This window comes from Nitrobacter sp. MLSD-S21, assembly GCF_058809865.1.
Map to the genome: position 1 here is coordinate 91,409 of NZ_JBXASZ010000010.1, position 13,366 is coordinate 104,774.

Below are 13,366 nucleotides of genomic sequence, written 5' to 3' on the forward strand. Positions count from 1 at the left end.
TAGCTCCTCAGCATGGCTGATTTCGACGTCGATCTGATCGTCATAGGCGGTGGGTCGGGCGGCGTTCGCGCCGCGCGCATCGCCGCCGGGTATGGCGCGCGCGTCATGATTGCGGAAGAATACCGGATGGGCGGTACCTGCGTCATCCGGGGGTGTGTGCCGAAGAAGCTATTGGTCTACGGCTCTCATATCCGCCACGACATCGAGGATGCCGCCGGTTTTGGCTGGTCGATTTCGTCCGCAACGTTCGATTGGCCGACGCTGATCGCTAACAAGGACAAGGAGATCGCCCGGCTCGAGGCGGCTTACACGTCTACCCTCGAGAAGGCGGGCGTGCGGGTCGTCAAGACGAGGGCGGTCTTTGAGGATGCGCACACGCTCCGACTAACGACTGGTGAGACGATCCGTTCGAAGCATGTGTTGATCGCAACAGGGGGCGCGCCCAACCACGGACGTGCCATTCCCGGCATCGAGCACGTAATCTCTTCCAACGAGGTGTTTCATCTCGCGGAGCTACCGAAGCGAATTGCGATTCAGGGCGGCGGATATATCGCTCTCGAGTTCGCCTGCATCTTTGCCGGGTTCGGCAGCGATGTGACCCTGATCTATCGCGGCGATAATATCCTGCGCGGCTTCGACGATGACGTCCGCGCTCATGTCCGCGCCGAAATGGAAAAGAACGGCATCACGATCCTGACGGGTTGCGTCGTCGAAAGGGTCGATCGGCACGGCGACGAGTTCACGTCTCATTTATCGAACGAGTCGAGTATTGCCTCCGATCAGGTACTGTTTGCGATCGGCCGGCATCCGAACGTTGCAAATCTCGGCCTCGAGAAGGCGGGCGTTGCCATCAACCCGGAGAACGGCGGCATTGCCGTTGACGGCTTTTCGCAAACGAACGTACCGCATATCCATGCGGTCGGCGATGTGACGCATCGCTTCAACCTTACGCCGGTTGCCATCCGGGAAGGGCACGCGTTTGCGGATACGGTGTTCGGGAACAAGCCCACGCGCGTGGATCATGCGGATGTTCCGACTGCGGTCTTTTCCCAGCCCGAGGTCGGCACGGTAGGTTTGACCGAGGCGCAGGCTCGCGCGCAGTTCACCCACGTCGATATATACAAGACGACCTTCCGTCCGATGAAAGCGACATTGTCTGGTCGCGATACCCGTATCCTGATGAAGCTTGTCGTGGATGCGACGACGGATCGCGTGCTGGGTTGCCACATCGTCGGCGATAGCGCGGCCGAGATGGTGCAGGTTCTCGGCATTGCGATCAAAATGAAGGCGACCAAGTCCGATTTCGACGCCACCATGGCGTTGCATCCCACCGCGGCCGAAGAACTCGTGACGATGCGGACGCCCACTGAACGCCATGTGCGTAAAAGCAGCGAGTGAACGTTCGGACCAAACCCCGTGGGTATTGAGGACTTTGATCCGGCGACATACCTGAAAGCAACTGTTGTCCGACGCCAATCAGGATCGGGGTCTTTCTCGATAAGTCGGAAGAAAGTATTCCTTTTATCACAACGCCTTGTGCGGCAAAACTTAATGCCAACTGGCGCGGCCCGGCCGGTGAGTGTATATACCGGTCTTCATTCCCGTTAAGTGACGGTTTTTGCTCAGGAGTTGACCTTATGTCCGAGCGCTGGGCACCCGATAGCTGGCGCACCAAGCCCGTGCAGCAGGTTCCGGTTTATCCGGACACGAAGGTATTGGGCGAAGTCGAGGCGCAGCTTGCTACGTTTCCGCCGCTGGTGTTTGCGGGTGAGGCGCGCAATCTGAAGAAAGCCTTGGCCCGAGTCGCAAACGGCGAGGCATTTTTACTGCAGGGCGGAGACTGCGCCGAGAGCTTCGCCGAGCACGGCGCCAACAACATCCGCGACTTCTTCCGTGTGCTGCTACAGATGGCGGTGGTTCTGACTTATGCCGGCGCGTTGCCGGTTGTGAAGGTCGGCCGGATTGCTGGCCAGTTTGCCAAGCCGCGCTCATCTCCGATGGAGAAGATCGACGGCGTCGAATTGCCGAGCTACCGCGGCGACATCGTGAACGACATTGCGTTCAGCGCACAGTCGCGAATACCCGATCCACATCGTCAGATCATGGCTTATCGGCAGTCGGCGGCGACGCTAAACCTGCTGCGTGCCTTCGCGACCGGGGGGTTTGCCAATCTTGGCAGCGTGCATCAGTGGATGCTTGGTTTTCTGAAGGACTCCCAGCAGTCGCGCCGCTACAAGGAATTGGCCGATCGTATTTTCGACGCGCTCAATTTCATGCGCGCCTGCGGGCTCAACCTTGAGAGCCACCCGGAACTGCGGTCGACCGACATCTATACCAGTCACGAAGCGCTGCTGCTCGGTTACGAGCAGGCCTTGACGCGGGTCGATTCCACGACCGGCGACTGGTACGCGACGTCGGGCCACATGATCTGGGTCGGCGATCGCACCCGCCAGCTTGATCATGGCCACATCGAGTATTTCCGCGGCATCAAGAATCCGATCGGGCTGAAGTGTGGCCCGTCGCTCAAGCCGGACGAACTTTTGAAGCTGATCGACGTGCTAAATCCTGAGAATGAACCGGGGCGCCTGACGCTCATCGGCCGCTTCGGCTCGGACAAGGTGGCCGATTATCTGCCGCAACTGATCCGCACGGTGAAGCGCGAGGGCCGTGCTGTCGTGTGGTCATGCGATCCGATGCACGGCAACACCATCACGTCGACGAGCGGCTACAAGACCCGTCCGTTCGACCGCATCCTGTCGGAGGTCAAGTCGTTCTTTAGTATCCATGCCGCGGAGGGCACGCACGCTGGCGGCGTTCATCTGGAGATGACCGGGCAGAACGTCACCGAGTGCATCGGTGGCGCGCGCGCGATCACGGACGAGGATCTTAACGACCGCTATCACACCGTCTGTGATCCGCGCCTGAACGCCGAGCAGTCGATCGACATGGCATTCCTCATTGCCGAGTTGCTGAGGCACGATCGGAACGGAAAGGTGAAACCTATTCCGGCGGTCTCTGGTTTCTGAGACGCCGGGCGGGTAACAAGCGTCCATGACCGAAACAACCTTCAAGATCACGCTCGGCCAATTGAATCCGACGATTGGAGACATTGCCGGCAATGCCGCCAAGGCTCGCGCGGCGCGTGCCCAGGCCAAGGCCGACGGGGCCGCGCTGGTGGCGCTTCCGGAGCTGTTCATTGCCGGCTATCCGCCCGAGGATCTGGTTCTGAGGCCAGCGTTCCAGGCTGCCTGCCGCGAGGCGATCGAAGGTCTCGCGCGGGAGACCTCCGACGGCGGCCCGGCCATGCTGATCGGTACGCCATGGGTCGATGGCGGCAAACTCTATAATGCGTATGCGCTGCTGGATGAGGGGCGGGTCGCGGCGATCCGCTTCAAGGTCAATCTGCCGAACTACGGCGTGTTCGATGAAAAGCGCGTATTCGCGCGGGGGCCGGTCGGGGGACCCCTGAAAATTCGGGGCGTGCGGATCGGCGTGCCGATTTGCGAAGATACGTGGGTCGAGGAATCCGCCGAGTACGAGAACGTCGTCGAGTGCCTGGCGGAGACCGGCGCGGAAATTCTTGTCGTTCCCAACGGCTCGCCCTATGCAAAAGGCAAGAGCGACATCAGGCTGTCGATCTCGGTCGCGCGCGTGACCGAGAGCGATCTGCCGCTGGTTTATCTCAATCAGGTCGGCGGTCAGGATGAACTGGTGTTCGACGGCGCTTCTTTTGTGTTGAATGCCGATCGCTCGTTGGCGGCCCAGCTTCCAGCCTTCGAAGAAAGCATTATCACCCTGCAATGGACCAGGTCCGCGGCAGGATGGCACTGCAACGGACCTGTCGCCCCCCAGATCGACGATGACGAAGCCGACTATGCCGCGTGTGTGTTGGGCTTGCGCGACTACGTGCGGAAGAACGGATTTCCCGGCGTGCTGCTCGGCGTATCGGGCGGCATCGACTCGGCCTTGTGCGCGGCCATCGCCGTCGATGCTCTTGGAGCGGAGTGCGTCCACGGTGTCATGCTGCCGTTCCGCTTTACCGAGCAGGTCTCGCTCGACGATGCTGCGACGCTCGCAAAGGCGCTCGGCATTCGCTACGACGTGCTGCCGATCGCGCCGGCAGTGAATGGTTTCGAGGAGATTCTCTCGGGCACGTTCGCGGGATTCCCCCGCGATATCACGGAGGAGAACCTGCAGTCTCGCGCCCGCGGCACGCTTCTGATGGCGATGTCCAACAAGCTGGGTGCGATGGTGGTGACCACCGGCAACAAATCGGAAATGTCGGTAGGTTATGCCACGCTGTACGGTGACATGAACGGCGGCTTCAATCCGATCAAGGATATCTACAAGACCGAGGTGTTCCGGCTGGCAAGCCTGCGCAACGCGTGGAAGCCGGACGGCGCGCTTGGTCCATCGGGCGAGGTGATCCCGCCCAGCATCATCGCGAGGCCGCCGACGGCCGAGTTGCGTGAGAACCAGCTAGATCAGGATTCGCTGCCGCCCTATGAGCTACTCGACGCGATTCTCGAGCGGCTGGTCGAGCGGGAGGAACCGCTGGCGTCGATCGTCGCGGATGGGTTCGACCGCGATGTGGTCGTGCGAGTCGACCGCTTGCTGAACGCCGCCGAATACAAGCGTCGCCAGGCGGCGCCGGGCGTCAAGGTCACGCGCCGAAATTTCGGTCGCGACCGGCGCTATCCGATCACCAACCGGTTTCGCGATTCCGGTAAACCATTGCCGGCACCGGATGAGAATCTCGTCTCGCGGTCGGGGACGGTTTCGGCGGAAGCCTTCGAGGGATGACGGCTGAAATCAGAGTATGACCCCGCCCCGAAGGGCCGCGCCAGCGCAAATGGGAAACCGCCATCCAATTTTCATCCCGCTCTAATGCGCGGGTATGAACGTTGGCCCCACCGACCGGATCGGCTTGTTCGAGGGTGTGGAGGCGGTCGGCGCAGTATCCGCGGGGCTGGTCTGGGGTGCATCGGCTTTCGCCGCTGAGTTTTTCTTTTGCGAACCTTTGTCTCCGGTCGGCTGTGAGATTTTCCGCGCGCCGTCTTCCGTGACGATGATGTCGCCCTGCTGGGCGGCCGTCGCCTTGTCGTCAAGTCCCTTCAACGCTTCTGCCCATGTCTGGCCCGCAGCCTTGCACGAGCACGACGGATTGAACTCCTGGCGGTATCGAAATGCGTTCGGCGACGACGAATAAGGCTGCCCGCTGGTAGAGACGGCCTGATTCATGTCTTCGCCGGGATTACGATACGCGTAGAGAGCAGCGTCTGCCGCAGGACAAAGATTCTTACAGGTCCGCTCGTCGTCGGGAAACCGGCTCGGAGTGGTGGCGAACGAGATCGGAAAGTAAAAACCGTCACACGAACGTACACAGACGGTCCGATAGGTTCCAGATTGCGCGCCCGAATCGACCGGCGGCAGGATCGTCTGATTGTCGGAGTGGTTGCCGAACAGGTCGTCGAAGAAGGAACCCTGGTTCCTCGCGGCTGCCGCATATTGCGGGCCGCAATTGTTCTGGGCCAGTGCAATCAGCACGGAGCGGCGCTGACTGTCGCGCTCGGGGCTGGCGCCGTTGCCGGCCCGCAGCCGCTCCAGGTTGGTGGTGATCTGCTGGAGGTTGGTCCGCATGCGCTGGATCTGGTGGGTGACCGGTCCGCATTGCGCGGACTGGGCATTGAAGAGCTGAAAGAATCCTGAACTGTCGCAGCCCGTGCTCCTCGCTTGCGCAATGACGTGTTCGAGCTCGGCCTGTTGCCGGCCTGCTGCCTCCTCATAGCGCCGGATCTGTCCGGCTCGCGCAGGATCGGTGCCGCCGCGGTCGATGCTTGCGAGCTGCGCCTCGAGCCGCGGGCAAATCGGATTGCCCCCTGGCGGAACGCCTTGCGCCAAGGTATCGGCGGCCGCGCCCGCAATGCCGACGGCGCAAGCCAATATTCTTATCGTGCGGGCAAAGGAAAGGTCAGGCATGATCCGCCATCAGAGCGATCCCGGAGCGATTCTGCAAATTTGCTCTACGAAGAGGAACTGTCTTCCGCACAACGAGCCCATCGCGATGATCTTTCCGCAACCAGCGAGCCTGATTGCGTTGCGACACGCTGATGGTGCAGGCTGGATGCGTTACTTAGATGGCCGTTCGCCAGCGTGGCCGTGTCTTATCCGCTTCTCGCGGCAGCGTCACGTCGTTTCCGGGGCGCGAGTGTGGCGGCCTTGGTGCGACACAGGCTTTTCCTGCTATGAATCGGCGCGTTAACGTTGACAGGTAATTGCGACGTACTCGTTGCAGCCGCTGTGCCGGCAGGAATTTGTGGACCCTCGAATCGAATCCGTCATCTCGTCAGGCCGGACGCGTCTGTAAGCGATGGCCTGTGCAAAATCGCGTGACCGGCAGTAGGAATGCGCGGCGTAGGCTCCGCAGCTTTCGCCTTGGGCAAGGCACTGGTCAACGCCATACCCGTCGGCGTGGTTGGCAATGATGAAGATGCGGCTGTCGGCGCATGCGGTGGCTGCAAAGAGAGCCACGCCTGCCAGAATGACGGGAAAAACCCGAACTGCGGGGAGAATATGCATGATGGGCCGGGAAAAGGAGAAGGTGATGGCGGAGTTCGCCACGGGGAATACGGGGCGATTTCGCGGCGAAATAAGGCGTTTATGGGGCGCAACTTGACGATGTACCCCGGCTGTTCCATGTTGACCGGAATGAACGGTTTCCTCGCCATTTGTGGCATTTGCCGCGAGATTACGGGCTAGCGATTCGCTGGCCGAGGCCGTCTTTTCTCACAATAGAGCACTGGACGCCCGGCGGTTTGGAGCGGGATTCTATGGAACTGCGTCTTTACGATACGCTGACTAAGGAAAAGCGTGTTTTCACGCCGATCGATCCGTCGAACGTGCGGATGTATGTCTGCGGGCCGACCGTCTACGACTTTGCCCATATCGGCAACGCGCGGCCGGTCATCGTATTCGACGTGCTGTTCCGGCTGCTGCGACACATCTACGGCACCGACCATGTCACCTACGTCCGCAACATCACCGACGTCGACGACAAGATCAACGACCGCGCGGGGCGGGATTTTCCGGGCCTGCCGCTGAACGAGGCGATCCGCAAGGTCACCGAAAAGACGGCCGCGCAGTTTCAGGCCGATGTCGCCGCGCTCGGCTGCCTGCCGCCGACGCATCAGCCGCGCGCCACCGAATTCGTGGCTCCGCGCGCCGACGGCAAGGCTGACATGGTGACGTTGATCAGGCAGTTGATCGCGCGCGGCCATGCTTATGAGGCCGGCGGCGAGGTGCTGTTCGACGTGCAGTCGATGCCGGACTACGGGCTGCTGTCAGGCCGCAGGCTGGATGAGCAGAAGGCCGGCGCGCGGGTCGCGGTGGACGCGCACAAGAAGAACCCGGCCGATTTCGTGCTGTGGAAACTGTCGTCGGATAACGAGCCGGGCTGGGACAGCCCGTGGGGCAGGGGTCGTCCCGGCTGGCACATCGAATGCTCGGCCATGAGCGCGGCCTATCTCGGCGAGGTCTTCGATATCCACGGCGGCGGCCTCGACCTGATCTTTCCTCACCACGAAAACGAGATCGCACAATCGCGCTGCGCCCACGGCGCGCACGCCATGGCGAATTATTGGATGCACAACGGCTTCCTGCAGGTCGAAGGCGAGAAGATGTCGAAGAGTCTCGGCAACTTCGTGACGATCAATGAGCTTTTGACCACGGAGAAGTTTGGTGGACGGAAGTGGCCGGGTGAGGTGTTGCGGCTGAATATGTTACGTACCCACTATCGCCAGCCGATCGATTGGACGACCAAGGCCTTGGAAGAAAGTGAAACTATTCTTCGTCGCATCTGCGGTAGAATAAAACAGTTTGATTATGTGCGTCGCGGAATGGCGGCGAAAGAACGATCGGGTCAACTGAATCTCTCACCGGAAATATTAGAGGCGCTCGTTGATGATCTGAATACTCCGTTGATGGTCTCGAGGGTTGGTGAACTCAAGTACGACGACGATTTTGATCAAGCGCTATTGTCCATTGGTATCGACGTATTTTCATACGCGCGTTGGCTGCGATCGCAGGAGCAGCAAGCAGGTTCGAACGTCGATGAATTAGTGGCCGCTCGCCTTGAGGCAAGAAAGCGAAAAGACTTCGCCGAATCCGATCGCATACGCGACGAACTCGCCGCGATGGGCGTTGTGCTGAAGGACGGCAAGGACGCCGACGGCAAGCCGGTGACGACATGGGAGATCGCGCGATGACCAAGCCGGAGACGCCGTTTCCGAAACACTGGCGCTATTACATTTTCATCAAGTGGGCGGTGATTGTCGCAGCGGTCGTGCTGGTCGCCCGTCTGTTCGGAGTGTTCTGACGCGATGGGACAGGCGCTTCTCAAACCCGCGCTGCGGCCGATGTTGCCTGCCGATGTTCCCGTGCTGGCGGCGATCTTCGTCGCAAGCATCGAGGAGCTCACCGGCGATGACTATAACGAGGCGCAGCAGATTGCCTGGGCTGCCGCTGCGGATGATGAGGACAAATTCGGCGCGCGGCTCGCGCGCGAACTGACGCTGGTGGCGACGCTTCAGAGTTCGCCGGTTGGCTTTGCGTCGCTCAAGGGCGCCGATCACATCGACATGCTCTATGTGCATCCGAGCGCGGCGAGGCATGGGGTTGCGACCGCGCTATGCGATGCGCTTGAGAAGCTTGCCGGCGCGCGCGGCGCCACGGCGCTGACCGTGGAAGCCAGCGATACGGCGGAGCGATTCTTCGCCAAGCGCGGCTACGTCGCGATGCAACGCAATTCGGTGACGATCGGCGACGAGTGGCTGGCCAATACCACGATGAAGAAAACGCTGGCGGAGGGAGGGGCGGCATGAGCCGCGAACGCCTCTATCTGTTCGACACCACGTTGCGGGACGGCGCCCAGACCAACGGCGTCGATTTCACGTTGCAGGACAAGCAGGTGATCGCGAAGATGCTGGACGATCTCGGCATCGACTATGTCGAGGGCGGCTATCCCGGCGCCAATCCGACCGATACCGAGTTTTTTTCGCAGAAGCCAACGCTCCGTCATGCGCGGTTCACCGCTTTCGGTATGACGCGCCGTCCTGGCCGATCTACCTCCAACGATCCCGGATTGGCCGCGCTGATCGAGGCCGAGGCGGATGCGATCTGCTTTGTCGCGAAATCGTCCGCCTATCAGGTCAGGGTCGCGCTCGGAACCACGAACGACGAAAATCTGGCGTCGATCCGCGACAGCGTGAAGGCAGCCAAGGCAGTTGGCCGCGAGGTCATGGTGGACTGCGAGCACTTTTTTGACGGCTACAGGGAAGACCCGGTGTTCGCGCTGGCCTGTGCCATGGCGGCTTACGAGTCTGGCGCGCGGTGGGTGGTGCTGTGCGACACCAATGGCGGCACCATGCCGAACGAGATCGAGGCGACGGTTCGCGAGGTGACGAGGCACGTCCCCGGCAGCCATCTCGGTATCCACGCCCATAATGACACCGAGCAGGCGGTCGCCAATTCCCTTGCCGCGGTGCGCGCAGGGGCGCGGCAAATTCAGGGCACCTTGAACGGCCTCGGCGAACGTTGCGGCAATGCCAATCTCTGTTCGTTGATACCGACGTTGAAGTTAAAGAAAGAATTCGCCGACCTCTTCGACATTGGGGTAACCGAGGATCGGCTTGCGGCTCTGACGCAGGCATCGCGCACGCTCGACAATATGCTCAACCGCGCGCCGAACCGGCATGCGCCCTACGTCGGCGAAAGCGCGTTCGTTACCAAGACCGGCATTCATGCGTCTGCGATCCTCAAGGATCCTGCGACGTACGAGCATGTCCCGCCGGAATCGGTCGGCAACCGCCGCAAGGTGCTGGTATCGGATCAGGCCGGCCGTTCAAACGTGCTTGCCGAACTTGAGCGCGCCAACATCGCGTTCGACAGGAACGATCCGAAGCTCGGGCGGCTGATCCAGGAGATGAAGGAGCGCGAGGCGGCGGGCTACGCCTACGAATCCGCGAACGCGTCGTTCGACCTCTTGGCGCGGCGCACGCTCGGCCGCGTGCCGGAGTATTTCGACGTCGAGCAGTTCGATGTCAACGTCGAGCAGCGCTACAATTCCCACGGTCAGCGCATCACTGTTGCGATGGCGGTCGTGAAGGTCAGGGTCGACGGCCGGCCCCTGATTTCGGCTGCCGAAGGTAACGGTCCTGTCAACGCGCTCGATGTCGCCTTGCGCAAGGATCTCGGCAAATATCAGAAATACATCGAGGGGCTGAAGCTGATCGATTATCGCGTGCGTATCCTCAACGGGGGCACGGAAGCCGTGACGCGGGTACTGCTCGAGAGCGAGGACGAGGAGGGCGAGCGGTGGACCACGATCGGCGTGTCGCCCAATATCATCGATGCGTCGTTTCAGGCCCTGATGGATTCGGTTTTTTACAAGCTGGTGAAGTCCGGCGCGTCACCGTAAACGATCCCGTTGCCGTTTAGTTATAGTCGGTCGGCGACGTCGGCCGGCATGTGTTTCGAGTCCAGCGTGCCGCTCGCGGCGATGCGGAGTTTCGGCAGGATGTCCTCCACCCGGTCGGCCTGCAGGACATTCACTGCGAGCGTGGGTCGGATGAAGGCGGTATCCCTCATATGAGCGAGCAGAGCGAGCAGCGGCTCCCAGAAACCGTCGACATTTGCCAGCATGATCGGCTTGCTGTGTCGTCCGAGCTGCTGCCAGGTGAGCTGCTCAACCAGCTCCTCCAGCGTGCCGACCCCGCCTGGCAGAGCGACGAACGCGTCCGAGCGCTCGAACATCAGGCGCTTGCGTTCGTGCATATCGCGGGTGACGATCATCTCCTGCACGCGCGACAGCGCATGTTCGCGTGCGGTCAGGAAATCCGGAATGATGCCGGTGACGATTCCGCCGTGATCGAGGGTCGCGGTCGCGATGGCGCCCATCAGGCCGACCGAGCCGCCGCCATAGACCAGCCCGACCTTGTTCCGGGCAAGAGCTCTACCAAAATCAACGGCAGCTTCGACGAAATTGGGATTTGTACCGGGACCTGAGCCGCAATAGACACAGACCGTTTTGATGGTGTTCATAGAATCGATGTGGCCCAGAACAATTGCAGCGTCAAGGCTCGGCTATTGCCGGCACGGGGTCAAGTGCCGGCGGGTGGCCTCCGTAGCGAAAAGAATTGCCGGGTAAGGGTGCATGCAGCATCCAAACGCTCTATATGACCTGGATATATGACCTCGACTAGACGATATTTGCGGCTGCGGACGCCATTTCCGGGTTCAGGCCTCAGCGATGCCTGAGGCGGCTTTCCATCAGGCAACCGTGCCGGCGAAACCTTCAGCGGACCCCACCCGGAACGCGACCCTCGGCAGGGCGCTCTTGCATCTGTGGCCCTATATGTGGCCCGGAGACCGCGCCGACCTGAAGATGCGCGTGGTATGGTCGTTGGCGCTGTTGCTTGCGGCAAAAGTCGCGACCCTGGTCGTTCCTTTCACGTTCAAATGGGCGGTCGATGCGTTGAACGGCGCAGGAAGTGCGCCCGTTCAGCCCGAAAACTGGGCGATGTGGCTGATCGTGTCGCCGCTCGCGATGACGCTGGCTTACGGCTCCGTCCGTGTGCTGATGGCGCTGCTAACCCAATGGCGCGACGGCATCTTTGCCAAGGTCGCGATGCACGCGGTGCGCAGGCTGGCTTATCGGACGTTCGTCCACATGCACGAGCTGTCGCTGCGGTTTCATCTCGAACGCAAGACCGGCGGGTTGACGCGCGTGCTCGAGCGGGGTCGCAACGGCATCGAAGAGATGGTGCGGCTCGTCATCCTTCAGCTTGTTCCGACGGCGGTCGAAGTCGGATTGCTCACGGGCGTACTGCTTTGGCAATTCGACTGGCGCTACGTTCTGGTGACGCTGGTGACTGTCATGGTCTACATGGCCTTCACCTACAAGGCGACGCAATGGCGTATCGAAATCCGCCGCCGGATGAACGATTCCGACTCCGATGCCAACACCAAGGCGATCGATTCGCTTTTGAACTACGAGACGGTAAAGTATTTCAGCGCCGAGACGCGTGAAGCAAAGCGCTATGACCGGTCGATGGAGCACTTCGAGACGGCAAGCGTGCAGACCTATACGTCGCTGGCGGTTCTGAACGCGGGGCAGGCGGTGATCTACACGGCCGGGCTGACGGCCGTCATGATTATGTGCGCGCTCGGCGTGCGCAATGGCACTCATACGGTGGGCGATTTCGTCATGGTCAATGCCATGATGATTCAGCTTTACCAGCCGCTCAACCTGATGGGTATGGTCTATCGCGAGATCAAGCAGGCGATCATCGATATCGAAAAGATGTTCGCTGTGCTGACCCGCCGTGCGGAGGTGCAGGATCGTACGGGTGCGCAACCGCTACGCATCGAGCGGGGGTCGGTGAGGTTTGAGGATGTGCGGTTTGCCTACGATCCGGACCGCCCGATCCTCAAGGGTTTGACGTTCGATGTACCTGCGGGAAAAACGGTGGCCATCGTAGGGCCTTCGGGAGCTGGAAAATCGACGCTGTCGCGGTTGCTGTTCCGCCTTTACGACGTTTCTGGCGGCCGTATCCTGATCGACGGTCAGGATATCCGCGACGTTACGCAGGAGTCCTTGCGCGCGGCGATCGGGATGGTGCCGCAGGACACCGTGCTGTTCAACGATACCATCCGCTACAACATCCGCTATGGCCGCTGGGACGCGTCGGACGAGGAGGTCGAGGCCGCCGCCAGAACGGCGCAAATCGACGACTTCATCAGGATGTCGCCTAAAGGCTATGAGACCGAGGTCGGCGAGCGCGGACTAAAATTGTCCGGCGGCGAGAAGCAGCGCGTGGCGATCGCGCGCACGGTGCTGAAGGCGCCCCCCATCCTCGTATTGGACGAGGCGACGTCGGCGCTCGATAGCCACACCGAGCACGAAATCCAGGAGGCTCTCGAACGAGTCTCGCGCAACCGGACTTCGCTGGTGATCGCGCACCGGCTCTCCACCATTGTGGGCGCCGACGAGATCATCGTGCTTGATCGGGGGCGAATTGCCGAGCGGGGAACCCATGTCGAGCTTCTAGCAGCGGAGGGTCTTTACGCGAGCATGTGGAATAGGCAACGTGAGGCCGAGGAGGCGCGGGAGAGGCTTGCGCTGATCGGCGAGGACGAGGGCACCCCGAATCGCGCCCCACCTCCTGTGGACGATCCCCTGGTGGCGCCAACCGCCGCGGCGGGGTAGAATAGGTCCAAGGTGACCCTCCCGAATCAGGCATCGGACCAAACGGTGCTGATCGAGGGTCGATCGTGTTTTCATAAGTCACCTTCACCTCAGGTTCATTCC

The 13,366-nt window shown here is 61.2% G+C and carries 11 protein-coding genes; 8 read left to right on the top strand and 3 right to left on the bottom strand.

All coding sequences use genetic code 11. The features are described from left to right. Positions 1–12: 12 nt before the first annotated feature. The 3 genes from gor to AC1RT6_RS19805 all read left to right on the top strand — a co-directional run bounded on the left by gor (position 13) and on the right by AC1RT6_RS19805 (position 4,803). Positions 13–1,398, top strand: coding sequence for a glutathione-disulfide reductase (gene gor / locus AC1RT6_RS19795; RefSeq protein ID WP_079446268.1), 1,386 nt, complete (start codon positions 13–15; stop codon positions 1,396–1,398). 239 nt (positions 1,399–1,637) lie between these two features. Continuing rightward, on the top strand, positions 1,638–3,026 hold the full coding sequence (locus AC1RT6_RS19800; protein ID WP_079446269.1) for a class II 3-deoxy-7-phosphoheptulonate synthase: 1,389 nt from the start codon (positions 1,638–1,640) through the stop codon (positions 3,024–3,026). 25 nt (positions 3,027–3,051) lie between these two features. Then, on the top strand, positions 3,052–4,803 hold the full coding sequence (locus AC1RT6_RS19805; protein ID WP_079446270.1) for an NAD+ synthase: 1,752 nt from the start codon (positions 3,052–3,054) through the stop codon (positions 4,801–4,803). Positions 4,804–4,884: 81 nt separating this feature from the next. On the opposite strand, the gene AC1RT6_RS19810 is transcribed toward AC1RT6_RS19805, so the two are convergent. Further along, complete coding sequence (locus AC1RT6_RS19810) at positions 4,885–5,979, bottom strand: DUF2865 domain-containing protein (RefSeq protein ID WP_079446271.1); 1,095 nt, start codon at positions 5,977–5,979, stop codon at positions 4,885–4,887. A 279-nt stretch (positions 5,980–6,258) separates the two neighbouring features. Next, entirely contained in the window at positions 6,259–6,531 is a 273-nt protein-coding gene (locus tag AC1RT6_RS19815) for a hypothetical protein (protein ID WP_244553443.1), read from the bottom strand. Between AC1RT6_RS19815 and AC1RT6_RS19820 the strand changes: the two genes are divergently transcribed. The 4 genes from AC1RT6_RS19820 to cimA all read left to right on the top strand — a co-directional run bounded on the left by AC1RT6_RS19820 (position 6,436) and on the right by cimA (position 10,474). After that, on the top strand, positions 6,436–6,759 hold the full coding sequence (locus AC1RT6_RS19820; protein WP_158081508.1) for a hypothetical protein: 324 nt from the start codon (positions 6,436–6,438) through the stop codon (positions 6,757–6,759). The genes AC1RT6_RS19815 and AC1RT6_RS19820 overlap by 96 nt on opposite strands. Positions 6,760–6,830: 71 nt before the next feature. Next, positions 6,831–8,264, top strand: coding sequence for a cysteine--tRNA ligase (gene cysS / locus AC1RT6_RS19825; protein ID WP_079446272.1), 1,434 nt, complete (start codon positions 6,831–6,833; stop codon positions 8,262–8,264). A gap of 114 nt (positions 8,265–8,378) precedes the next feature. After that, on the top strand, positions 8,379–8,879 hold the full coding sequence (locus AC1RT6_RS19830; protein WP_079446273.1) for a GNAT family N-acetyltransferase: 501 nt from the start codon (positions 8,379–8,381) through the stop codon (positions 8,877–8,879). After that, a complete protein-coding gene (gene cimA / locus AC1RT6_RS19835) occupies positions 8,876–10,474 on the top strand; it encodes a citramalate synthase (RefSeq protein ID WP_079446274.1) in 1,599 nt (532 codons plus the stop codon). The genes AC1RT6_RS19830 and cimA overlap by 4 nt, the downstream gene beginning before the upstream one ends. Before the next feature lie 20 nt (positions 10,475–10,494). Here cimA and AC1RT6_RS19840 read toward each other — a convergent pair whose 3' ends face one another. Continuing rightward, positions 10,495–11,097: an LOG family protein gene (locus AC1RT6_RS19840; protein ID WP_079446275.1), complete on the bottom strand. Its 603-nt coding sequence runs from the start codon at positions 11,095–11,097 to the stop codon at positions 10,495–10,497. 208 nt (positions 11,098–11,305) lie between these two features. On the opposite strand from AC1RT6_RS19840, the gene AC1RT6_RS19845 reads away from it, so the two are divergent. Beyond that, positions 11,306–13,264: an ABCB family ABC transporter ATP-binding protein/permease gene (locus tag AC1RT6_RS19845; RefSeq protein ID WP_079446276.1), complete on the top strand. Its 1,959-nt coding sequence runs from the start codon at positions 11,306–11,308 to the stop codon at positions 13,262–13,264. The last annotated feature ends 102 nt before the right edge of the window (positions 13,265–13,366 follow it).